29 protein-coding genes are annotated in these 22538 nt (G+C 64.6%); 16 read left to right on the top strand and 13 right to left on the bottom strand.

Annotated features, from left to right (window positions below):
• Positions 1-7 precede the first annotated feature (7 nt).
• Positions 8-214 (top strand): hypothetical protein, encoded by a 207-nt coding sequence (locus tag Q0D31_RS12670; protein WP_291850859.1) that lies wholly within the window; start codon positions 8-10, stop codon positions 212-214.
• A 3-nt stretch (positions 215-217) separates the two neighbouring features.
• Here Q0D31_RS12670 and Q0D31_RS12675 read toward each other — a convergent pair whose 3' ends face one another.
• Both Q0D31_RS12675 and Q0D31_RS12680 read right to left on the bottom strand, forming a co-directional pair.
• Complete coding sequence (locus Q0D31_RS12675) at positions 218-886, bottom strand: DsbA family protein (RefSeq protein ID WP_291850862.1); 669 nt, start codon at positions 884-886, stop codon at positions 218-220.
• A 31-nt stretch (positions 887-917) separates the two neighbouring features.
• Positions 918-1703 (bottom strand): sulfite exporter TauE/SafE family protein, encoded by a 786-nt coding sequence (locus tag Q0D31_RS12680; protein ID WP_291851395.1) that lies wholly within the window; start codon positions 1701-1703, stop codon positions 918-920.
• 36 nt (positions 1704-1739) lie between these two features.
• Here Q0D31_RS12680 and Q0D31_RS12685 point away from each other — a divergent pair, with 36 nt between their 5' ends.
• Positions 1740-1871, top strand: a complete 132-nt coding sequence (locus Q0D31_RS12685; protein ID WP_291850865.1) for a hypothetical protein — start codon at positions 1740-1742, stop codon at positions 1869-1871.
• Here the strand turns inward: Q0D31_RS12685 and Q0D31_RS12690 are convergent.
• Positions 1855-2355, bottom strand: coding sequence for a hypothetical protein (locus Q0D31_RS12690; protein ID WP_291850868.1), 501 nt, complete (start codon positions 2353-2355; stop codon positions 1855-1857). The two genes, Q0D31_RS12685 and Q0D31_RS12690, sit on opposite strands and share 17 nt — an antisense overlap.
• Positions 2356-2626: 271 nt before the next feature.
• On the opposite strand from Q0D31_RS12690, the gene Q0D31_RS12695 reads away from it, so the two are divergent.
• From Q0D31_RS12695 to Q0D31_RS12705, 3 genes are all read left to right on the top strand, one after another.
• Positions 2627-3688, top strand: a complete 1062-nt coding sequence (locus Q0D31_RS12695; RefSeq protein ID WP_291850871.1) for an AbrB family transcriptional regulator — start codon at positions 2627-2629, stop codon at positions 3686-3688.
• Between the two features lie 889 nt (positions 3689-4577).
• Complete coding sequence (locus Q0D31_RS12700; RefSeq protein WP_291850874.1) at positions 4578-4781, top strand: hypothetical protein; 204 nt, start codon at positions 4578-4580, stop codon at positions 4779-4781.
• Between the two features lie 105 nt (positions 4782-4886).
• Positions 4887-6380, top strand: a complete 1494-nt coding sequence (locus tag Q0D31_RS12705) for an amidase (RefSeq protein ID WP_291850877.1) — start codon at positions 4887-4889, stop codon at positions 6378-6380.
• 67 nt (positions 6381-6447) lie between these two features.
• On the opposite strand, the gene Q0D31_RS12710 is transcribed toward Q0D31_RS12705, so the two are convergent.
• From Q0D31_RS12710 to Q0D31_RS12720, 3 genes are read right to left on the bottom strand one after another with little or no spacing between them, the layout of a single operon-like run.
• Entirely contained in the window at positions 6448-7857 is a 1410-nt protein-coding gene (locus tag Q0D31_RS12710) for a phosphatase PAP2 family protein (RefSeq protein WP_291850880.1), read from the bottom strand.
• Positions 7858-7899: 42 nt separating this feature from the next.
• Positions 7900-8712 (bottom strand): class I SAM-dependent methyltransferase, encoded by an 813-nt coding sequence (locus Q0D31_RS12715; protein WP_291851398.1) that lies wholly within the window; start codon positions 8710-8712, stop codon positions 7900-7902.
• 37 nt (positions 8713-8749) lie between these two features.
• Entirely contained in the window at positions 8750-8950 is a 201-nt protein-coding gene (locus Q0D31_RS12720; protein ID WP_291850883.1) for a hypothetical protein, read from the bottom strand.
• 94 nt (positions 8951-9044) lie between these two features.
• Between Q0D31_RS12720 and Q0D31_RS12725 the strand changes: the two genes are divergently transcribed.
• Positions 9045-10106, top strand: coding sequence for an AraC family transcriptional regulator (locus tag Q0D31_RS12725; RefSeq protein WP_291850886.1), 1062 nt, complete (start codon positions 9045-9047; stop codon positions 10104-10106).
• Between the two features lie 119 nt (positions 10107-10225).
• The gene (locus Q0D31_RS12730) at positions 10226-10477 is read left to right on the top strand and encodes a PilZ domain-containing protein (RefSeq protein ID WP_291850890.1); all 252 of its coding nucleotides are present in this window, start codon (positions 10226-10228) and stop codon (positions 10475-10477) included.
• 39 nt (positions 10478-10516) lie between these two features.
• Here the strand turns inward: Q0D31_RS12730 and Q0D31_RS12735 are convergent, their stop codons facing one another.
• Positions 10517-10990, bottom strand: coding sequence for a hypothetical protein (locus tag Q0D31_RS12735; RefSeq protein ID WP_291850893.1), 474 nt, complete (start codon positions 10988-10990; stop codon positions 10517-10519).
• A 101-nt stretch (positions 10991-11091) separates the two neighbouring features.
• On the opposite strand from Q0D31_RS12735, the gene Q0D31_RS12740 reads away from it, so the two are divergent.
• Positions 11092-11574, top strand: coding sequence for a hypothetical protein (locus Q0D31_RS12740; protein WP_291850896.1), 483 nt, complete (start codon positions 11092-11094; stop codon positions 11572-11574).
• Positions 11575-11747: 173 nt separating this feature from the next.
• On the opposite strand, the gene Q0D31_RS12745 is transcribed toward Q0D31_RS12740, so the two are convergent.
• Positions 11748-11882: a hypothetical protein gene (locus Q0D31_RS12745; protein WP_291850899.1), complete on the bottom strand. Its 135-nt coding sequence runs from the start codon at positions 11880-11882 to the stop codon at positions 11748-11750.
• A 216-nt stretch (positions 11883-12098) separates the two neighbouring features.
• On the opposite strand from Q0D31_RS12745, the gene Q0D31_RS12750 reads away from it, so the two are divergent.
• The 6 genes from Q0D31_RS12750 (at position 12099) to Q0D31_RS12775 (ending at position 15149) form a co-directional block, all read left to right on the top strand.
• On the top strand, positions 12099-12326 hold the full coding sequence (locus Q0D31_RS12750; RefSeq protein WP_291850902.1) for a hypothetical protein: 228 nt from the start codon (positions 12099-12101) through the stop codon (positions 12324-12326).
• A gap of 232 nt (positions 12327-12558) precedes the next feature.
• Positions 12559-12825: a hypothetical protein gene (locus Q0D31_RS12755; protein WP_291850905.1), complete on the top strand. Its 267-nt coding sequence runs from the start codon at positions 12559-12561 to the stop codon at positions 12823-12825.
• Positions 12822-13121: a hypothetical protein gene (locus tag Q0D31_RS12760; RefSeq protein ID WP_291850908.1), complete on the top strand. Its 300-nt coding sequence runs from the start codon at positions 12822-12824 to the stop codon at positions 13119-13121. Before Q0D31_RS12755 ends, Q0D31_RS12760 begins: the two co-directional genes overlap by 4 nt.
• 83 nt (positions 13122-13204) lie before the next feature.
• Positions 13205-13384, top strand: a complete 180-nt coding sequence (locus Q0D31_RS12765; RefSeq protein ID WP_291850911.1) for a hypothetical protein — start codon at positions 13205-13207, stop codon at positions 13382-13384.
• Between the two features lie 29 nt (positions 13385-13413).
• Complete coding sequence (locus Q0D31_RS12770) at positions 13414-13692, top strand: DUF1488 domain-containing protein (RefSeq protein WP_291850915.1); 279 nt, start codon at positions 13414-13416, stop codon at positions 13690-13692.
• 182 nt (positions 13693-13874) lie between these two features.
• Entirely contained in the window at positions 13875-15149 is a 1275-nt protein-coding gene (locus tag Q0D31_RS12775) for a hemolysin family protein (RefSeq protein WP_291850918.1), read from the top strand.
• A gap of 51 nt (positions 15150-15200) precedes the next feature.
• Here Q0D31_RS12775 and Q0D31_RS12780 read toward each other — a convergent pair whose 3' ends face one another.
• From Q0D31_RS12780 to Q0D31_RS12800, 5 genes are all read right to left on the bottom strand, one after another.
• Positions 15201-15683, bottom strand: coding sequence for a cupredoxin family protein (locus Q0D31_RS12780; RefSeq protein ID WP_291850921.1), 483 nt, complete (start codon positions 15681-15683; stop codon positions 15201-15203).
• Between the two features lie 45 nt (positions 15684-15728).
• Positions 15729-16094: a hypothetical protein gene (locus Q0D31_RS12785; protein WP_291850924.1), complete on the bottom strand. Its 366-nt coding sequence runs from the start codon at positions 16092-16094 to the stop codon at positions 15729-15731.
• Between the two features lie 27 nt (positions 16095-16121).
• Positions 16122-19250 (bottom strand): efflux RND transporter permease subunit, encoded by a 3129-nt coding sequence (locus Q0D31_RS12790; protein ID WP_291850927.1) that lies wholly within the window; start codon positions 19248-19250, stop codon positions 16122-16124.
• A gap of 11 nt (positions 19251-19261) precedes the next feature.
• Entirely contained in the window at positions 19262-20929 is a 1668-nt protein-coding gene (locus tag Q0D31_RS12795) for an HlyD family efflux transporter periplasmic adaptor subunit (RefSeq protein WP_291850930.1), read from the bottom strand.
• 90 nt (positions 20930-21019) lie between these two features.
• The gene (locus Q0D31_RS12800; protein ID WP_291850933.1) at positions 21020-21445 is read right to left on the bottom strand and encodes a hypothetical protein; all 426 of its coding nucleotides are present in this window, start codon (positions 21443-21445) and stop codon (positions 21020-21022) included.
• A gap of 121 nt (positions 21446-21566) precedes the next feature.
• On the opposite strand from Q0D31_RS12800, the gene Q0D31_RS12805 reads away from it, so the two are divergent.
• Positions 21567-22187, top strand: coding sequence for a class I SAM-dependent methyltransferase (locus Q0D31_RS12805; protein ID WP_291851402.1), 621 nt, complete (start codon positions 21567-21569; stop codon positions 22185-22187).
• A 115-nt stretch (positions 22188-22302) separates the two neighbouring features.
• On the top strand, positions 22303-22485 hold the full coding sequence (locus tag Q0D31_RS12810; RefSeq protein WP_291850935.1) for a hypothetical protein: 183 nt from the start codon (positions 22303-22305) through the stop codon (positions 22483-22485).
• Positions 22486-22538: the final 53 nt, after the last annotated feature.

Below are 22538 nucleotides of genomic sequence, written 5' to 3' on the forward strand. Positions count from 1 at the left end.
GAACTTCATGAGAACGTTGTTCGGAATGATCCTGGGTGCGCTGCTGCTGGTCGGCGGGGTCTATGTCTACGATTCGATGCAGACATCGGCCGTCGCGAACGGACAAGTCGGGCAAACCAACCGCACCATCGTCAACTGGGATGTCGCTGCGGCCGATTTGAAGGCGCTAAAGGCCCGTGCGCATGAGGGTTGGGTGAAAATATCTTCCAACTGACCGCTATTTGTTCTGTTTGGCCTTTCGCGCGTCCGCGATCACCATCTCGAACTGCGCCATGGTGAGATTGCCCGGCACGCGGAACTTGCCGACGATATAAGACGGCGTACCCTTGAAGCCGAACGCCACAGCCTGTTCGTGGTTGCGGGCGAGTATGGCGTCGATCGCCTTGCCCTTGCCGGTGAGGTCGCGGTTGAGGCGGTCCATGTCGATGCCGGCGCCGGCCAGCAATTCGCGAATGCGCGGTTCGGTCAATTTTGAGCTGACGCCCATCATTGCATCGTGCGCGGCGAAGTATTTGTCCTGATACTTCGCCGCCAGCGCCATGCGGGCCGCGAACTTCGAGACCTCGCCCAGGATCGGCCAGTCCTTCAGCACCAGGCGAAGCTTGCCGTCGTGCTGCACGATCATCTGGATTTCCGGCGCGACCTTGCGGCAGTAGGGGCAATTGTAGTCGAACCACTCGACGATGTTGATGTCGCCGTCGGGATTGCCGGCCGCAGGCGTTTCGGGGTCACGCAGCACCAGCGCTTCGGTCAGCACCTCGTCGCCTTGCGCCAATGCCGGGCGCGACATCCCCCCGATCACGGCTGCGCCGGCGCCAAGCCAGCCAAGCGTCTGTCGCCGCGTGGGTGCCGGGATAGTGACGGCTGGGTTTTCCATGCGAATCATCTTGTTTTCCACGAAGGACTGCGTTCCCGGTTTACGTCCAGGACAGGGGAATGTTACGCGCCAGCATATAGAGCGCCACCACAATTATGACCACCGCGAACACGATGTTGAGCGCGCCGCGGCGCGCCGCGAGGTGCCGCGCGGCCCGCGTGCCGGCCAACCCGCCCGCGAGGCCACCCGCGACGAACAACCCCGCCAGCTCCCACGACACCAGCCCGGACCAGGCGTAGCTTGCGGCCGTGGTCAGCCCGAACGCGGTGACGGCAACCAGGGATGAACTGACCGCGTTCATGATCGGCATTCTCGTCGCCAGCATCAACGCCGGCACGATCAGGAAGCCGCCGCCGATGCCGAAAAAGCCCGACATGGTTCCGGTCACGACCCCCAGGACGACGATGGCCGGCATGTTGGCCATCGAGGCCTTGACGTCGGGCAGGCCGATTCGCGAGCGCGTTTTCAGCATCAACAGCGCGATGACGATCATGACCAGCGCAAACAGCGCCAGCAATTTCTGGCCATCGACCATCTTGCCGAGGATCGAGCCACCGAAGGCGCCGGCCATGCCGGCGACGGCGAAGATCAGCGCGACGGACCACACCACGGTGCCGCCGCGGGCATGATTCGACAGGTTGACGGCCGCATTGGCGGCTACCGCAATGGCGCTGGTGCCGATCGCGACATGGGGCTCGGGAACGCCGACCACATAGACCATCAGCGGCACCGCGAGAATAGATCCGCCGCCGCCGACCAGGCCGAGCGAAAACCCGACCAGCATCCCCGACGCCAGACCTAGCGCGCTTTGCGCGGCGGAAATGATCAAGATGGCGGATCCGGTTGCACGGCCGGACCATAGATGGAATTCATCCGGATCGCCATGCTTGCCGCACAGGCCCGCCCCGCAGCCATCAGCCGCGCGTCAGGCGGCGGCGCGGCCGTGCTGTCCGACCGCGCCGCCAAGCCGTTGACGCTCAGGCCGCGCCCTTGAGCCGCTTGGCGCATTCGCTGTAGTAACCGCCGCCCTTCTGGATCCACTTCAGGCCGCCATTGGCGTTGGTGACCTTGTTGGCGTTGTACTGATCGACGCAGGTCCGCATGCGGGACTTGCCGGCGGTCTCCTTGGCATATTTGGGATCGACGGCCGTCGGATACACCGCGGGTCCCGCCGGCGCGGCCGCAGGCCCGGTCTCCTTCTCAGCCTTCTTCCTGGCTTCCTTGGGCGCGGCGGCCGGAGTCGCGGCGGTGGCGGCAGCCGGCGCGGCGGCGGTCGGCGCAGCGGCGGTCGCGTCCGCGCCGCAATTGGCCTTGCGGAAATCGTTCCATTTCTGTCCGGCAAGCGTGCCGGCGGCCTTGGCAGCCTGATATTTCGCACTGCATTCTTGCGGCGTCAGGGCCTCGGCGGGCGACATCATCCCAACCGCGGCCCAACCCGACATCGCCAACGCGCACAACATTCTTGCCTGGATCGTCATCCCTTGAACTCCTTGAGACAGTGCTTCCTGGGGCAGTTATTTGCGACTCCATCCTAGCGCAACCAGAGCTTGTGACAACGCGCAGGCCGATCCGCGCCGTGAAAATTTTCCGGCAGCGATCATCCCGACTCCGGCGACCCGTTCAGCCGCCGTTCAGCGATGTCTTCGCCCCGACCGCGCGGGGCTGGCGCGCATTGCCGCCATCGCCAGACGCATTTGTCGCGAACATGCGAATTTGCCATAAGGCGGCGTGAGCCTCCTCCCCCCATCGATGGCCTCCCTTCCCGACCGCGCCAGGATCCTCGGCACGATCGAGACGCTTGTGATCGGCGCCGCCGGCGGCCTGCTGTTCCTGTGGACGGGGCTGCCGGGCGGGCTGATCTCCGGCGCGATGGTCGCGGTCGGCATCGCCGCGCTCGCCGGCCGGCCGCTGCTGATGCCGCCGATGCTGACGCAGGCCGTGCTGGTGCTGCTGGGGATCATGCTGGGCTCGCTGGTGTCGCGGCAGATGATCCAGCACATGGGCGCCTATCCCTTGACCATCGCCCTGCTGGCGCTGGCGACCTTTTGCATGACCTTCGGCTCCAGCTTCTATTTGCAGCGCGCACATGGCTGGGACCGGACGTCGGCGCTGCTGGCGGCAAGCCCCGGCGCGCTGTCGCAGATCACCATCCTTGCCGCCGAGAAGGGCGCCGATGTCGCGGCGATCGCGGTGGTGCAGACCATGCGGGTCATCCTGCTCACCGCCGCGCTGCCGCTGTTGCTGGCGCTGAGCGGCGTCGCACCGACAACACCGCTCACGGTGGCCTCCATCATCGCCTCGCCAATCGAACTCGCCGTGCTGGCGGCCGCCGCCATCGCGGTCGCGCTGCTGCTGCGGCTCATCAGGTTTCCGGCGAGCTGGATGTTCGGCGCGATGATCGCCTCCAGCACGCTGCACGGCACCGGCCTGATCGAGGGCGGCCTGCCGGACTGGATGCGCGGGGTGGCGCTGGTCGGCATCGGCGCCGTGATCGGCACCCGGTTCGCGCGGGTGGATACCCGGACGCTGCTCAGCCACGTCAACGCCGCGCTGGGCTCATTCACCGTTGCCATCGTCCTATCGGCCATCTTTATCGCGGTGGCCATGCTGACCACCCAGGTGCGCTTCGCCGACATCGTCGTCGCCTTTGCGCCCGGCGCGATGGACGCCATGCTGGCGCTGGCGTTGACGCTGCATGTCGATCCTATCTTCGTCGGCGCCCATCATCTGTCGCGCTTCCTGTTCGTCTCGGTCGCGACCCCCGGCATCATTCACCTGTTCAGACGGCCGCAAGAGGATGTGGACGATTAGCGGGCCTGCCACCGCCACGTCGTTGCGGGGCGCAAGACGCGATGCATTGTTGCTTTTCGTCATTGCGAGCGCAGCGAAGCAATCCATGCTACCGCCGAGGAAACATGGAGTGCTTCGTCGCATTCGCTCCTCGCAATGACGGAGAACATGGTTTCGCGATCTCGCGGCATGTTTCGCCCGAGGTTTGCTTTCGTTCGGCGGCCCCTTGAAGCAAGAGGGCGCAGGGAAGACCGGGTGCGCGCTGCACCCGCGGTCTCGTGTGCAATGTGCACAAGGAAGTGCGCACACGAGCATACAGGTCCAGCGGAGAGCATCCGGCCTTCCCTGCGCAATGGGTTGACGGCTTATAACGCGATCTCCCCGGAGAACGGCTGTTTTGCCTCCGTCGTCGCGCAGAACTGAATCTGCGCGACTTGACGCCAGCACCGCGGCGTCAGGACCACGCGATTTCGCCGTACGCCTCGGTCAACATCGTCTCTTTGACCTCAGCGTCCACCGCATCCCACCGCGCGTTCGTGACGATCGCGAGCCGCCCCTCTCATCGGGTGAGACGGGCAGATTCATAAAGCTGATTTGCCCGACGACGGAAGAGGGAATCTTTTTGTCGAGAGGGCTGGACAGGTTTTGGGTGATTTGCCCGTCGCGTTGCTTTGTCGCACGCGCGGGGCCAAGATTTTCGTTGCAGGCGAAGCGAAGCAGACGATAGCGCGTGCGCAGAGGTGGTTGTCCCATGCGCGATTGCACAGCGTAGAGCGCAGCTTCACTCGTCGGCCCGGAGTACAACTACTTGGGCTTGGAATCCGGCGGGCAGTCCTCGGCGACCTTCATCGGCTTGCCGTCGCTCTGAACGGTCGGTGCAGCCGATTTCGTCCCACCGGCCGACGGCAAGATGGCGCTCTTTTCCACGGCCATCGAATTCGACTGCTTTCCGTCCCCGCTTCCCGAAGTGGCCGCCGGCGACGTCGTGCAGGCGGTGTCCGGTTTCTCGCTGGAAGGCGTGGTGGACTGGGCGGCGGCTACGCTCACGCTCACGCTCAAAGCCCCCGCCAGTATCGCTGTTGCCAGGCGCATCATTTTGATCTCCAACGGGTGAAAGGCCTGTATGGAAAACGATCTGGCGCTACGATGGTTCCGGTCAGGCCAGTCCGGGCGGCATCAATGGCCGATCAGATGGCGCCGCGCCGAAAGGGTGGATCGAATGACCTTGCCGATGAGCTGGGATGAATGGGCCGAGCATGATGGCATCGCGCTGGCGGCGCGCGTCCGCAACGGCGAACTGACGGCGGCGGAACTGGCCGCGCAGGCGGCAGCCGGCATCGCACGCGTGAACCCGGCGCTTTCCGGCGTCGTCGAGATGTTCGAGGATGCCATCGCCGATCCCGGCAGCAACGATACAGATCTCGACGGGCCGTTTGCCGGGCTTCCATTCCTGATGAAGGATCTCGGCCCGACGATGAAGGGCCGGCTGCAGGAAATGGGCTCGCTGTACATGCGCGGCAATCGCGCCACCGCCGACACGTTCCTGACCGGGAAGATGCGCGCGGCGGGGCTCAATTTGATCGGACGCACCACCACGCCGGAGTTCGGGGTCTGCAGTTCGGCGGACAATCCGGCCGTCTATGTCACTCGCAATCCCTGGAACACCGACTACACCAGTTGCGGGTCATCGGCCGGCAGCGCCGTCGTGGTCGCCGCCGGCGCGGTCCCGATCGCGCATGCTAGCGACGGCGGTGGCTCGATCCGGATTCCCGCCGGCGTCAACGGCAATATCGGCCTCAAGGTTTCGCGCGGCGTGTTCTCGCTGTCACCGCACCTCTCCGACCTCAGCGGACTGGTCTCGATTCAGGGCTGCCAGTCGCGCTCGGTGCGCGACACCGCGGCCTTTGTCGATGCCTGCCGGGGAGCCGCGCCGGGCGAGTTCATGCCGTTCTGGAGTCCGGCCGAGTCCACCACCAGCATGATCGCGCGCGATCCCGGCCGGCTGAGAATCGCGCTCTCGCATCAATGGGGCGACTACCGCGCAACGCCGCATATCGCGGCTGAACTGGAAAAGGTCGGACGCTTCCTCGAGGGCCTCGGCCACGACGTCGACCACGCGTTGCCGAATCTGGATTATCGCGCAGCCTTCGCGGCGCAGACCACCTGCTACATCAGCAATTTCGCGGTCGCGATCGCCAACATGCTCGCAGCCCGCGGGCTGGAGCGACCGCCGGCCGACCTTATCGAACCCGTCAATACAAGGATCTGGGAGCACGGCCGGCACACCAGCTACGCCGACCGGGCGCGGATGCAGGCGGTGTTCAACACCACGTCGCGCGGCTTCGGCGCGTTCTTCGAAGACTGGGATATCATCCTGACGCCGATCACGGCGCTGCCGACGCCGAAAATCGGCACCACGGAATATCTCACCACCAGCGAGAATCCCGATGTGCTGGACTGGTTCGGCAATCTCTGGCGCAACTTCGCCTACACGCCGCTCGCCAATCTCTGCGGCATCCCCGCGATCTCGCTGCCGCTGGCGGCGCAGGAAAACGGGCTGCCGCTCGGCATCCAGGCCATCGCAAAGCAAGCCGATGACGGATTGCTGCTGCAACTGGCGGCGCAGGTCGAGCGGGCGATCGGCGGCAAGTGGAACGGTGGGCGCAAGCCCCCGGTCCATGTCACGAGCGCTGCAACCGCTTCCGCCCGTTAGCCAAACGGCGGGCGCGGACGGCACCGGCAATCCGGTGAACCGGTCCCGCGCCCGCCGTCGTCACGCGTTATTTGGCGAAAGCCGTTTGACCCGTGGTCTGCGCCATGAACGCCCGCTCCAGGGTTCGCTCGCCGACCTTGCGGCCGATCTCCTGGCCGGCATCGATGTCGAAGCGGTAGTGGATGCCCGCCCACACCCGGGCCTCGGCCGCTTCCTCACCCAGCGCCAGCAGGCGATCGCGGTCCTGCGGGAAGACGCGGGCCAGCACGGTGGCGGCTGCGGTGGAGAAGCAGCCATGCGCGGCCGGATAGCTCGGATGATTGGGCGGCGCAAACAGCGCCTTCAGATCGGAATCGAGTTGCGACGGCCGAATGTACCAGAAGGCGTATTTGGCGTCCCAGCAGGCAATCCCGGCATCGAGCAAGGCGATGTTCAACGCGGCGAGCACCCGAGAGCCGGTTGCCGACGGGTAACCATGCTCCATGATCCTGGTGCGCGCGATCTCGTTCCACAGCGTGTGCGCCCGCGCGCCGCCATGGACCTCCCAGTAGTTGGCGCGGTGATTGGTTCTGGGCGTTCGGGCGAAGCCTTTCAACTCGGCCAGCGCGGCCTTGACCTGATCGGAATCGATCGCGGGCGGCGCCGCCGGCCGCAATTCGTTCGCGGTCTTGAGCACCCATGGCTGCCACGTTCCGGCGAGCGGCGCGATCGGGTTTGTCCCCTTCCACAGGCCGGCGCCTTCCGGAACGCTGCCGCTCCATTTGGCGCCGCTTCCGTCGGACTTGCCGCGCGCAATGGCGAGCGCCGACACCTTGCGGCCGATCTCGCGGCCGTTCTCCGCCGCCTGCGGCAGCTCGACGCCAGCGAGCAACCGCACTCTGATCGCCTCTTCCGCTTTCTCGGCGAAATGAGCGGCGCGGGCCGGAAACAGATAACCGAGCACCTCGGCGGCCGTAACCGCAACGGCCGAATACTCGGAAGCCGGCGGCGCGCTTGCAACTTCAGAGGCCGCCAGCTTGAACACGCCGTCAATATCCACGGTTCTCCGGGGAGCGCCCGGCTTGCCGTGGTGCTGCGCAGCGGCAACCGCGTCGTCCATGGCTGCATGCAGCAGCGCGAGATGGCGAACGGCGAGCGGAAGGGTGACGAAGCCTTCCTGCAGCTCATCGAGCGCCAGTTCATTCCAGCGATGAACCGGGCCGCCTGTCGCCCACCATTTGTAGCGGGCGACGTCTTCGGCGGTCCGCTTCGCGGCCGTGGCCTTGAGCGCGGCCAACTCCTCCTTCAACGGCTTCGCCGCCGCCGGACGCGCAACCTCCGCGTAGGATTTGACCAGCCAACCCTCCGCGCGCGGCATCGGATCGGCCGGCGCGTCCGCGGCGTGCGCCAGGACTGACAACGCTGCGACGGCGCACGCCGAGCCGAGCACGCTGGTCACATACCGAAACATATTCTTCGAGCGAATGACTGCTTTCATGACAATTCTCCTTTTCTGCAATTGGACAATGGACGACGCGGGTCAGCGCCTGTTGGCGACGACCTCGAGATAGGCGCTCGGGATCACGGCCGTGCCGTCCCTTGCGACGTTGAACTCTTCGACCAGAACCACGAGGTCACGCTCCAACGCCACGCGGGCCGGGCCCTCCAGCGCGGCGAACGCCTTGAGTACCGGGCCGTAGTAGGTGCGGAAGACATCGAGAAAATGCGCCGGCGATCTGTAGCGAAAGGTAAAGCGCCGCTCCGTGGCAACCACGTCCGATCCCTCGCCCAGCAGCGCTTCGAGGTGATCCTTCGTGCCCCACAGCGCCGGCGACTTCACGCCCGCCGGCGGCGCGACGTGCTTGCCGATGGTCTTGAACAGCCGGCCGATGAAGCCTTCCGGCGTCCAGTTGGCGAGACCGATCTTGCCGCCCGGCCGACAGACGCGCAGCAATTCATGGGCGACCTTCGGCTGATCCGGCGCAAACATGACGCCGAACGTCGAGAGTACGACATCGAAGCTCGCATCCGGAAACGGCAGGCTTTCCGCATCCGCCTGCTTAAAGGTGACAGGCAGCCGCTCCGCCGCGGCGCGCTCGCGGCCACGGTCAAGCAGGCTTCCCACATAGTCCGTCGACACCACTTCGGCAAAGCGCCGGGCTGCCGCCAGCGTGGCGTTGCCGTTGCCGGCGGCGACATCGAGGACGCGCTGGCTGCTGCGCAGGTCGACCGCCTCGCACAGCGTCTCGCCGACGATCTGCAAGGTGACGCCAACGACGGCGTAGTCACCCGAACCCCACGCCGCCTGCTGGCGGCCCTTGACCGCTGCGAGGTCGGACGCATTTGAAGCCATGCTGAGGCAATTCATGACAATTCTCCTTCTGGTTTGATCAGGGGATAACCGGCGCCAGCGGCGGCAGCACATTCGGAGCGACTTGCTGATCGCCATGCGCGATCGCCACGGCCGGATTGCTCGACAGCGAGGCGGACGCCGGCGCCAGGATTGCCAGGATCAGGGCGGCTCGGAGCAATTTACCGGGCGGCCGCCCTCGCGCCCAGTTTGCGATCATGATAAAAAACAAGACAATCATTGCCTTCTCCATCAGTCTTTAAGAACAAGTCTTTGAAGTGGCCGGCGCAACGCCAGCCTGAACTGCCAGATACCGACGGAATGGGAATTTCGCCATGACCGCTACACCGCATTCCTTTGCAGGAACGCCGGAAGCGAATTCCGGGAGCTATGATCTTCTGGCGGAGACGCTGCGGGCCGTTCGTCTGACCGGATCGGTGTTCCTGAAAGCCAGATTCACCGAGCCTTTCGGCATCATCAGCCCAAAGGATTGGGACCCCGGCACGCCGCTCGCACATCTTCGTCACGTCAGCATATTCCATCTGGTCGCCGCCGGCGGCTGCACGATGGAGCTTGCGACCGGCGAGCGGCGCATCGTCTCCGCAGGCGACGCGGTGCTGCTGCCGTTTGCCGACACGCACAAATTCTGGCGGGGCGAGTGTCTTGAGCTGGCGTTCGCGCCCGACCTGTTTCAAGCCGGCCCCGTCAAGGGAATGTGGATGATGGATCACGGCGGCGGCGGCGAGGCGACGCGCATGGTTTGCGGCTTCATCGAGTCGGCGGAGTTCGTGTTCGCGCCCGTGTTCCGCTCGCTGCCGCCGCTGCTGGTCTCCAATACCGCGGACGAAAAAGTGAGCGCGCTCGTCACCTCGACCATCCGCGAGATCATCGGGCTTGCCGACGCGGCGACGCCGGGAACGGAGCTGCTGCTCGGCCGCCTGATGGAGCTCTTGTTCGCCGAGGTCATTCGCCGCTACGCCGCCGAGCTTCCGCAGAGCGCAACCGGCTGGTTTGCCGCGCTCAACGAACCCGTCGTCAGCCGCGCGTTGCAACTGGTGCATGGCGATCCGGTACGCCGGTGGACCGTGGAAGATCTGGCGCGCGAGGCCGGGACGTCGCGGACGGTGCTGGCGGAGCGATTCAATGCCGTGCTCGATCAATCCCCGATCGAGTACATCACCAATTGGCGCATGCAGCTTGCCGCCGACCGGCTGCGCAATGCCGATGACAGCATCGCCTCGATCGCGGCCGATGTCGGCTATGAATCCGAGGCCGCGTTCAATCGCGCGTTCAAGCGGGTGACCGGCGTGACGCCGGGGGCGTGGCGCGACAATACGGCCAGTGTCGGCCATGTCCCGGCTTCAATTTCCGTTCATCACAGCGCTCAACCGCGGTAAGCTCTTAACGTGATCTGGTGCGTCTTTATCAAATCGCGTTAACCGTTTGTTGACGAGGAAATCCGGAGCTGATTGCCCGACTCGCCGCATCTGGTAGTTTGGTCGGAAAGGTAGCTCCCATGCAGGCCGAACGACGCGCTCTGGTCAGGACGACGATTTCGAAGGGCGCGCTGCTGTTCTATGATGCGCAGCGCGGCGTTCTCACGTGCCGTGTCCACGATATCACGAACCGCGGGGCCGCAATCGAATTGCGCGACGTCAACCTGCTGCCGCCGGATTTCGAATTGACCTTCGACAATTTCCATACCGTTCGCGAATGCCGCGTGATCTGGCGGCAGGGCGACTTTGCCGGCGTCGCGTTTCAGGGTTGATGAATTGCCGCCTCGAACGCGGATTAAACGCGAGCGCGGCTAGTACCGCATTCGCGCCTGGTCTTCGGACCAATCGATAACCTCGAAAAACATGCCGCGCCGGAGCATCTCGCTCTCGAGGCTGGCGGCGTGCGCTCTCCAGCCAGGCGTGTCGCGAACCCGGAACCGGGGCTGGTGGCCTTCCACCGTCTGGGCATCATCCGAGGCAAGCGCGCCGCGGATCGCCTCGTACATCATGGTGAGGCTGTCATTGGTAAACGCTGGATAGTCCATGGGCACAAGCACTTCATCGGTAGGCCAGCGCTGCCGGCTGAAACGGATTTGCTCCCAAGTAGCCTTTGGCGGAATCCAATCCAAGCGGCCGCTTCGGATCCGGCGTTCGCGATCCCGTGAACGGTTTCGTCCGGCGCCCGTCGCGAAACAATCGCCACCGGACGAAACCATTTCGTGGCGCCGCGAAAGCGTGGAGAAACGCGCCAGGCCATGCTGCGACCAACCGAGGGGGTCAATCATGTGGCAACTGATCAACGCACTTTACCGGAAATATTGTCGGGCTCGCCTTGCAGAGATGCGAAGGTTCCAACTCCCGCAATGGTAGCCGCATCGGCGTCGCCTTGCCCCAACGGCTGACGCTCGGAACCGTTTTGCCGGCATGGCGTTCGGTTCAGACAAGGCTGCTGGCTCGCCGTAGTCGTTTCGGGCGCCAGAAGCGTCTGACGGGAGTGGCGCCAATGAGAACGTCGACCTGGACGCCCGGAGCCGTACCTTACGGAGCCGATCAAACCCTTTATTTGATCATTGATCGGCAGGCCGGGTCGGGCGGGTTCCGCGAGATCGAGATCGAGCGGGCCAGTTTTGAGACCGTCATCTCGGACCTCATGTCAGGTCGTGTCAACGACCCGCGCCGGGTCATCGCCTTCAACACCCTGGAGCATTGGTCGGAGGACATCTCGCAACAGGTCGCCCAGGAAATCCAGAGTCGATGCGACATCGCCGGCGAACGCATTCCGGAGCATATCGGCGACTTCGTCGGTGATTTCACGATGCCGATGGCGCCGAGGGCGGGCCAGCAGAGGCCGGCTCCGAGATCGCGTTGAACGACGGATCAAGATCGATTGAACCTGCCATCACCTGCCGGCGACACATCAGCGCTGGGGATTTCAGCGCCCAGCGATTTACCAGCGCCGCCCCGCGAACATATTCCGCAGGGGCGGCGTTGCGTTCGATGCAATGCCGGCAAGAACCTGATCGGCGCGAGAAGCCGATGCCACTATTTCTTCTTGCCGGAACCCAAGGTGGGCTGCCAGCCTGCGCCCTTCTGGCTTGGCGCCGCGGCCGTCACCTTGATCTTCTCTTTCTTGGGTTTCTTGGCTTCCCGGTTGTTTCTTTGTTCACCCTTGGCCATCTCGATCTCCCGGTGTCGGTTTGTTGCGCGGATACTGACGGCGCGGCATGAAGCCGTGCAGATCAATCCTAGGCTCAGCTCCCGGGGGTAGCCAGCGCCAAAGCGTCACAGGGCGATTCCCGGCCCATAAAGCCTTGCTCCCGATCGGGATTTGTCTCGACATCTTCGCGCAAAGCGCGTCTGAAATGGTCGCGGGGATTCGTGAAAGGAACCATGATGAAGAAGCCTCTCTTAACCATCGACGAGCCAGAGCCGAAGAAAGCAACGCGCGCCGACAGGCCACCCACCGCAGGATTCGCGATGGTGGTTGACGGCCATTTCAAGTCGGAGTTTGACACCGCCGCGGCCGCCGAAGCCGCCGGTCGCAAGCTGAAGTCGGCCTATCCCTATCTTCAGATCGAGATTTTCGACGCCGCGCTGAAGGTCCGTACCCTTCTGAGCTGAGTTGCGATGGACACGTTCTCCGGGACGTGAACCGGGTTCCGTTCCCGGAACGATTTCGTGGCCAACCTGGCTCGCATTGGGCGCGAGACCAGATTACGGCCATTGGCCGCCTTGTTGGACGAAATTCGGCTATACATCAGAAAATGATGGCTAATTGCCGCAAAAGCGCGCACGCTGCAACGATGTCCGAAGACAAGCATGTGTTGATCCGCAGATTCGCCAGGCTGCGGACATGACGATGCGCTCGCGACGGGAAACGGTTCATTTCAAGCATCCGTTCCGCATCAAGGGCATCGACCGGCAACTCGGGCCGGGGGCTTATGAGGTCATTACCGACGAGGAGATGATCGAGGGCCTCTCGTTTCCGTGCTTTCGGAGGATCGCCACCATGATCATGGTGCCCGGCGCGCCGCCGCATCGCTCGTCAATGGAAATGATTTCGATCAGCTCGGTCGATCTGTCCGATGCGCAACGAAACGACGCGAGCGCGCGTCCGTGAACGAGACCCCGATCGATCTCGACAGACATCGCGGCATGGCGGCGCAGAAGGCAACCGACATCCGCCGCGTGCTTGCCGAAGTCGAAACCAACACGAGGCTGCTGCGGGACCGGCAAGGCGTCGTCGAACTCCAGCTTCTGGCCGTCCCGGCAGCGACATGGTCCGAGGCCGTGGCCAAGGCGCGCTACGTGCTCAATCTCTATTCGGCCGGCCTTGCGCCAACCGACACCCACCACCGCGACCTCGTGACCGCGGTACTTGCAGACCTGACGCGACTCTCGGGAGACGACACCTGACCAAACCCGGTGTGCCGTCTTGACCTCAACATTTCATTCAAACCGTTCCGAACAAGATCGGACGGCCCAACGGAAGGCACCTCATGCCAAATCTATCGCCTCGCCACGTCAAGACCGAAGAATCGCTTCGCCTCGGCGTCGTCTCCGGCTGGTACTCGACCAAGGTCAGCGGAACCTTTGTCTCGGGTCCCCACGACTCCGAAGCCGACTGTCTGCGCAGGATCGCGGAACTACGACCGCCGCCGCCGAAAAAGAAGAATTGAGCAAGAACTTGTCCGGGAAGGAAAGCCTGATGACCCTCGCACGCGGCAACATCCGCGGTTATGAATACGACCGCATGGTGCTGCTGTTTTCCATGATGGACGACGGCAGGGAAGTGCCGTGCGCCGTCAGCGCCTCGGCGATGGACGAGCTGGAACGCGTGCCGCGGACGCCACCGGAGCAGCGCGAGCAGCAGTTCGCGCGGTTGCGGGACCGAATCGAGGCTTGCGCTGCGCGCAAGTACCTGGCGCGGGAGTTCGAAGGCAATCCGCCGGGGATCATCGTGCGCGGCATCGACTTCCGCGCGTGACGCCGCGCGCTTGACGCCGATCGGGCGCTTGGAACCGGCGCCCGGGACCCCATATTGACGCTTACGATGCCGGCTGCCTATTCATGTCGACGATTCAAATGGCATTCCGGGGTGCAGTCGCCGAGACGACCGGGATCGCGGTCACGGCTGCCCCATGATCGACCAGAACTCCCGGGCTAAAAATGCTATCCCTTGAACTTGCGATCGTAACCCTGCTCATCGTTATCAATGGCTTGCTGGCGATGTCGGAATTGGCCGTGGTCTCGTCCCGACCGGCACGACTCCAGGCGATGGCCGAGAAGGGGGTCCGCGGCTCAAGGAGAGCGCTCGCCCTTGCCTCGGACCCCGGCAAGTTTCTTTCAACGGTTCAGATCGGCATCACCCTGGTCGGCGTATTGTCGGGGGCTCTGTCCGGGGCAACCCTTGGCGTGCGACTGGCGGGCTGGCTAGGGCAAACGGGCGTTCCCGGCGGGGTCGCCGAAGCCCTGGGTGTCGCCGTGGTCGTCACCGTCATCACCTATGCTTCGCTCATCATCGGGGAACTGGTGCCAAAGCAGATTGCCTTGCGCGATCCAGAGTCGGTGGCCGTCAGGGTCGCGCCGGCGATGGTGTTGCTGGCCAGGGTGTCGTCACCGCTGGTCTGGCTTCTGGATCATTCGGGCAAGGCCATTCTCTGGGCACTGGGCCATCGCGGCGAAGCCGCGGAAAAGATCAGCGAGGATGAAATCCGCACGCTGGTCGTCGAGGCGGAAAACGCCGGCGTCCTTGAGCCGGGCGAAAAGGAAATGATTGCCGGCGTCATGCGTCTTGGCGATCTCGCCGTCGGCGCGGTCATGACACCCCGTCACGAGGTCGACAGCATCAACCTGGGCGATGAGCCGGAAGCGATCCGCAAGGCGTTTACCCGAACCTCTCATTCCCGCCTCCCGGTATTCGACGGCGAGGAGACGCTGGGAATCATCCAGGCCAAGGATGTCCTGGACGTGCTGCTGACGGGAGGGGCTCCCGACGTTCGCGCCCTAGTGCGGGAAGCGCCCGTCATCCCGGAAAGCGTCGATGCGCGCGATGTCGTCGCTATCCTGAGAGATTCGCCCGTGCATATGGGGTTGGTTCATGACGAGTACGGAATTTTTCAGGGAGTCGTCACCACTGGAGACATCCTCGAGTCCATCGTCGGCAGCTTTCACGACGAGCAGGGGCCGGCAGAGCGAGCTTTCACGCAGCGCGATGACGGCTCGTTGCTGATTTCCGGCTGGATGCCCGCGATCGAGTTTGCCGCCCTGATTGGGATAGAACTACCGCCCTCGCGTCCCTATCAAACCGCCGCCGGATTCCTGCTCGATCAATTTGGCAGCATTCCCGATGAGGGAGACAGAATCGAAGCCCAGGGCTGGCGCTTTGAAGTCGTCGATCTCGACGGCAGGCGCATCGACAAGGTGCTGGCGCAGAAGGCGTAGCGAGGAACTTCCTCCCGCAGCCGGCGGCGCCGGTCGCTTCACGACGGCCGATTACTTCACGACGATGGTGCCGACCATGCCCGCCTCCCGATGACCCGGGATCAGGCACGCATATTCGAACTCGCCGGCCTGCGTGAACTTCCAAAAAAAGTCGCCGGACTTTTTCGGGTCGAGATGTTTCTCGTTGGCGTGACCATGCTCCATCGCGGGATCCTTTTTCATCGCTTCCGCGTGTTTCAGGTTTTCGGCGGTGGTCCCAAGCACGAATTCATGCTCGAGCTCGCCATTGTTGCGCAGCACGAACCTGATCTGCTCGCCCTTTTTCACCTCGATCCTTGCCGGAACGTAGATCATCTTGCCGTCTTTTTCCCCCATCGTGACCTGAATCACGCGCGCCGGCTTCTTTGGATTGCCGGGCTCCCCGGTCGAGAAGGATTGCTGGCCGTGCCCGGCGTGGCCGGCGTCGGCCCATGCCGGCGAGACGACAAACAAGGCCGCGATCACGGCAAGGCCGGCCTGAAATGGCTGTTTCATGCGGGATTCTCCGTTCGGTTTGCGTGTGTGGATATAGGGTGGATGTCAGTCAAATCGCGCCGTCGCGGTCTTGCCGTCCGGCATGGTGAGTTGAACCGCGCCTTTCGGCCGCGGCGGCAGCGGCGTCGCCGCTTCGCCGCTCAGCGCGCCTTTCGCTGATGGGGCGAGCGTGATGCGCTCGGCCTTGCCGTCCAGGCTGAAAATGGCGACGCCCTTGAAACCCTTGAGGTCGACGGCCTTGTCGCCTTCACCGAGCAGGAAGACCTCAACCGCCTTGCCGGTGGCGACCAGTTCGGCGTGGTAGGGACCGGCATCGACCAGACGCCCGCCATGCGGACCTTTGGCCTCGTGCGCGGAGACGGGCAGCGCTGCCAGGACGGCGATGCCGAGTGCGAGAAATGCGGATTTCATGCGTGATATCCTTCTTTGGTCGAGCGATCAATACGAGGGTGAAACGGCGTGATCGTGGCGGCGTTCCCCGTTCTGCCGCTGCATCAGCCGCATCAGCGGCCGCCGGCCGAACATCAGGAACAACACCGGGGTAATCAAGGCATCGAGCAGCGTCGCGCTGACCAGCCCGCCGAAGATCGTCACCGCGACCGGGTGCAAGATTTCCTTGCCCGGCTCGTCGACCGCGACCAGCAGCGGCAACAGCGCAAGCCCCGCGGCCAGCGCCGTCATCAGCACCGGCGTCATCCGCTCCAGGCTGCCGCGAATGACAAGGCCGGGTCCGAATTCGACCCGCTCGTGCAGGGCGAGGTTGATGTAGTGGCTGATCTTGAGGATGCCATTGCGGGTGGCTATCCCTGTCAGGGTGATGAAGCCGACCATGCTCGCCACCGATAGCGGCTGGCCAGTCAGCGCTAGCGCCGCGACCGACCCGATCAGCGCCAGCGGCACCCCGCCCATGATGATCAGCGCCAGCACCCCGGAGTGGTAGCGGCTGTAGAGAATCCCGAAAATCAACGCCAGCGAGATCAGCGAGAGCACGCCGATGGTCCGGCTCGCCTCCTCCTGGGCCTGGAAGGTGCCTTCGAGGCTCGCGGATACGCCCTGCGGCAGCTTCGTCGCCGCCACCTCGGCGCGAATGCGGCGCACGATCTCCGCCATGTCGGTCTTGCCGTCGGAATTCGCGAGCACGACGATGCGCCGGCGGCCGTTCTCCCGCAATATCTGGTTCGGACCGTCGGTTTCCTTCACGTCCGCGATCTGACGCGCCGGTATCCAGCCCGACGGAGTCTTGATCAGGAGATCGCCGAGTTTCTCGGTGGTGCGCAGCCGGTCGGGCAGCCGCATCACGACGTCAAAGCGCTGGTAGCCATCGACCACGCGCGAGACCACGCGCCCGCTGGAGAGCCGCGCCAGTTGTTCGGTCACCGCGCCCGGCTGCACGCCGTACAGCGCCGCCCGCGTGTAGTCGACGCGGATCTCGAGCTGGGGAATGCGTACCTGCTTTTCGACCTGGAGGTCCCGGATGCCCTCGATCCCCGCCAGCCGCAGCCGCAAGTCTTCAGCGCTGTTTCGCAGCGTGTCGAGATCCTCGCCGAACAGCTTCAGCGCGATCTCGGCACGCACGCCGGACAGAAGATGATCCAGCCGATGCGATATCGGCTGCCCGATATTGATCGAGAGCGGCAGCACCGAAAGCTGCGAGCGGATGTCGGCGACGATTTCGGATTTTGGCCGGCTCGAAGGCCGGAGATCGACGTCGATTTCGGACGAATGGACGCCTTCGGCATGCTCGTCCAGTTCCGCGCGCCCGGTTCGCCGTCCGACGCTGACCACCTCAGGCACGTCAAGCAACAGGCGCTCGGCGATCGAGCCGACCCGGTTGGATTCCGAAAGCGAAACGCCGGGATTGAAGGCGAGGTTGATGGTGAAAGTGCCCTCGTTGAACGCCGGCAGGAAGGCGCGCTTCAGGGTGAAGGCGCCGGCGCCGGCGCCCAGCACCGCCAGCGCGGTCACGCCGAGCAGCCATCCCTTGCGGGCAAACGCGAAGTCGAGCGCCGCGCGGTTGGCGGATTTGAGCTTGCGGACCAGCCAGCTTTCCTGCGCAGCAAGCCGTTTCATTCGCGGCAGCAGGTAATAGGCCATGACCGGCGTCAGCGTGATCGAAACCAGCAGGCTCGCCATAATCGAGATCATGTATGCATAGCCGAGCGGGGCGAACAGCCGGCCCTCGATCCCCGAAAGCGCGAACAACGGCACGAACACCAGCACGATGATCATGGTGGCGTAAACGATCCCCGATCGCACCTCGTTCGAGGCCGACACCACCACCTCGAACACCGAGCGCGGATTGCCCTGCTCCCTGTTCTCGCGCAGCCGCCGGAAGATGTTCTCGACATCGACGACGGAGTCGTCGACGAGTTCGCCAATCGCGATCGCAATGCCGCCGAGCGTCATGGTGTTGATCGACAGGCCGAGCAGCTTGAAAATGATCGCCGTCACCAGGATGGAAACCGGGATCGCCGTCAGCGAGATCGCCGTCGTGCGCCAGTTGAGCAGGAACGCGAACAGGATGACGGCGACCACCAGCGCGGCTTCAAGCAGCACCCGTTCGACGTTACGAATCGAGTTTTCAATGAAGGTCGCCTGCCTGAATATGATCTCGTCGGCCTTCACGCCGGACGGCAGGGCCGGCGCCAGTTCCTCGAGCGCCTGCGTGATCTGCCGGGTCAGCCGCACCGTATCGACATTGGGCTGCTTCTCCACCGAGATGATCACGGCGGACCTGCTCATGTAGCCGGCATCGCCGCGCTTGACTTTGGGCGCGAACTCGACGTCCGCCACCTGCCGCAGCAGCACCGGACGGCCCTCGATAGTGGTGACGACGATGTTGCGCAGGTCTTCGAGACTCGTGGTGCGGCCGATGTTGCGAATGAGATATTCGCGGGCATTCTGGTCGGTGAACCCGCCGCCGGTGTTGGTGCCGAACTGCGCCAGCGCCTGCTCCATTTGTTCGTAACTGACGCCCAGCGCCCGCAGGGCGGAGGGAAGCGGCGCGACCCGGTACTGCCGGACCTCGCCGCCCATCGGGATCACCTGCGCGACGCCAGGCACGGCCAGCAACCGCGGCCGGATGGTGAAGTCGGCGATCTCGCGCACCTCCATCGGCGAAGCGGTGCCCGGCGTCACGGCGATCAGCAGGATCTGGCCCATGATCGAATTGATCGGACCGATCTGCGGGGTGACGTTGGGCGGCAGCTGGCTCTGGGCCTGGGCAAGGCGCTCGACGACGAGCTGGCGGTTGCGAAAAATGTCCGTCCCCCAATCGAACTCGACATACACGATCGAAAGCCCGATGCCCGAAACCGAGCGCACACGGCTGACGCCGGGGACGCCGTTCATCCGGGTCTCGATCGGGAAGGTGACGAGCTGCTCGACTTCGGGCGGCGCGTAGCCTTCCGACTCCGTCATGATCGTCACCGTCGGACGGTTGAGGTCCGGGAACACATCGACGGGGAGCTGGCGCGCGGTATAGGCGCCGAGCAGAATGAGGATTGCCGCCATCGCGAGCACGAGCAGGCGGTTGCGAAGCGAGGCGCTGACCAGGAACGTGAACATGGATGGCTACCTCACCGCACGTGATCGAGGAGATCGGCGCCCTGCGACACGATCCGTTTGCCGGGATCGATGCCGGACACGATCAGCACGCGGTCGCCGTCGAGCGGTTCGATTCGCACGCTCCTGGCCACGAACCGCTCGGGCGCAACGTGTTCGTAGACGAAATCCTGGCCGTTCGAGCCGCGGACGATGCTGGTGCGCGGCACCGCAAGCCCCTCCTTGGCCTCGTCGGTGGCGACGAGCACGGTCAGGAACTGGCCGGCGCGAAGTCCGGCGGTATCGCCGGTGACGGAAAAATGCACCGGCACCGACTGGCTGCGATCGGCAAAGCCCGCGCCCTGATAGGCGAGATCGAAGCTCCTGCCCTGCGATGTCCGCGCCCGCGCGCCCACCGTCGGCTCGACACTCTCGAAGCTGAGCGCCTCGACCCACAGCCGCGCGGGATCGATGATGTTGAACACGACCGAACTTGGCTGCACGATCTGCCCCGCCACCGGCGTTCCTTCCGCGACCACGCCCGCAACCGGCGCGATCAGCGCCTCCGGTTCGCGACGCGACCGCTCGATCGACGCGCGCCGCTCACGCAGGCCTTCCAGCTCGAGCCTTGTGTCGTCGAGCTGGGTCCGGGATATCGCGCCCGACGGCGCGAGCTGCTCGTAGCGCGCGAACCTGCGTTCGACGATCGATATCTGCTGGTCGAGTTCGCCCTGGCGCTGGCGCATGTCTGACATGTCGATCGCCTGGATCGGCGGGGTGACATGGCCAACGATGTCGCCGGCCTTGACCCGGGTGCCCAGCCTCGGAAAGCCGCCCGGCGGCGCGGAAAGCCGGCCGCCGACCGCCGATTGCACATAGCCGCTGGCATTGGGGTCGGGAATGATCCGCCCCGGGAGCTCGGTGACCTTGCGATGCCCGGCGCGCTCGGTGACCAGCGTCCGCAGCGCAAAGATCCGCTGCACGGACTTCGGCGTGAACACCGTGCCGTCCGGGAGCCGCTGCGCGCGCTCGCCGGAAACCGCGCCGATCGCAAGCTCGGCTTTGTCCTGCTCGTGGTTGTGACCTTCGTGGGCGCCCGCAGGGCGGGCGACTACAAGCAAAGCGAACATGGCGACAAGCGCGATCCCGCGTCGGCCGACGCGCATCGTGATCGCGGCGATCAGAGCGCCGGCGAGAGCGCCTCCGGCGACGAGAAGAATTGCGCGCCAGGCCCCGGCGCCGCCAACCGCGTTGTTTTGCGCCGCCTGCTGCGCTGGTGAAGACGGAATCTCGATGGCAAGCGGGAGGATATCGGTGGTGCCGCGCGCCGTGACCGTGAAAATGAGATCGACGCGCCCGCCCTTGCCGAGCCAGGGCGCCGCAATCCGGTAAGTGCCGTCGGGGGCTGGAGCCGCCGTGACGGCGCCGGCGGGGGTTTCGACCTCGATGGTTGCATCGATCACCGGCTCGTTGGTCGCGAAACGGTCGAGGTAGATTTCCAGGGTTTCGCCGCGCCCGAGCGCCACGATCTCGAATTCGTTCGAGACGGCTTCGCCGCGCGGCAAGGCGCCGGGCGAAGCAAGGGCTTGCGGCTCCTGATCGCCATGGTCATGGCCCTCATGCGCGGAAACAGGTGCGATCATCCCGCACAGAAGCGCGGTCACCGCGAGGGCGCGCAGGGCGGGCCCGAAATGGCAGAACATGTCGATATCCTTCACTCTGAGTGGTCGTCATCCCCGATGCCGCGCACGCCGCCGGCGGCGGCCGCGCAAGCCTCAAGGGATCGCGTGGATTCAGGTGAGGGCTTTGGGAGGACGACTGAGACAGTCAGGTTCGCGGCTTGCGGCTGTCCGCGATGCCGGAAGCGAGATGCGCATCACCCTGCCGGCCAGCGGCAGCAGTTCGGCGAAACCCGGCAAGCCTGCCACGCAGCATGCGGCGCAGGCGGAAATACAGCAGCCGGTTACACAGTTCCGGTCCAGCGATGCTGGCCCGGCGCTCTGCCCGAATGACGCGCTTTCCAGCGAAGCGGGCGGTAGCGCCATCGATTCGGGTTGTACCACCGCGATGTGTTGTCCCCCGGCGACCGCCGCGGGTCCGTGTGCTGCATCGTGATGGGCGTGGCCGCCATGGGCCCGGGCAATCGACGGCGCGACTGAAAGCGCGATCAGGACGACCGCCGCTACCAAGTTTCGCAAAATCTGCGCCTTGACCATCATTGTCCCATTTAACACGGCCGCCCGGGAACTACATGTCGTTCGGAAACCGGAAAATCAAGGGGCCCGCCACCTCGGGGGTCAGGAATGCACCGATATCGTTACCAAACCTCAGAAAAACTCAATGAGCGACGTGAGCCGGCAAGCCCATTGGGAGAATGTCTACCATACCAAGCGCGAAAACGAAGTGAGCTGGTATCAGGACAGTCCGGCTCCCTCGCTCGACCTCATCGCGCTTGCCGGGCTGCCCCGCAGCGCCGAGATCATCGATATCGGCGGCGGCGCCTCGCGGCTGGTCGATAGTTTGTTGGCAAAAGGGTTTGAACACATCACCGTGCTCGATCTTTCGGACGCGGCGCTGAACGCGGCCAGAACGCGTCTTGGTGCAAAGGCGGCGGCCGTCCGCTGGGAAGTCGCCGACGTCACCACATGGGAGCCATCGCGGACCTACGATCTCTGGCACGATCGCGCCGCCTTTCATTTCCTGACCGAGCGGACCGACCAATCCGCGTATGTCGAGCGGCTGAAGAAGGCCTTGAAGCCCGGCGGCTGGGCCATCATCGGCACCTTTGCGCTGGATGGCCCGGAGCGGTGCAGCGGCTTGCCGATCGTGCGGTACGACGCGGCGGCGCTGGCAGCGGTCCTCGGACCGGATTTCAGGGTGGTCGATACCCGGAAGCATGACCACGCCACACCCCGGGGAGCCGTGCAGCGGTTCCAGTTCACGACGTTTCGGCGCAACTGAAGCCGGCGCTCGCTGAGATCGAAGCTAGCCGAGGTGAGCCAGAGGGTTCGAGAAAAGGCAGCAAGCCCGAGGCGCTGCGCGCGCTTGTCGATGTCTGCGAGGCAAAGCGACGGCCATGAGATTGTTCGATGCTGCCGACGTACTCTACTACACTACGCCATCGACGGGCGAACATGCCCGGGGCGAGCCGGCAGAACTGCTGGGGCGCGCGGCCGGGCGCCTGGTGCTCACGGTCGAGATGATCCACAAGATCGGCGCGGCGTGGAAAACTCCGGGCGATCCTCTTGCCCCTCGCTAAGGGATCGCGCGCTTGGCGACGTGAACAGCGGAGCGGGCCTCAAACAACGTATT

This window comes from Bradyrhizobium sp., from assembly GCF_022844465.1.
In the GTDB taxonomy this organism is placed as follows: domain Bacteria; phylum Pseudomonadota; class Alphaproteobacteria; order Rhizobiales; family Xanthobacteraceae; genus Bradyrhizobium.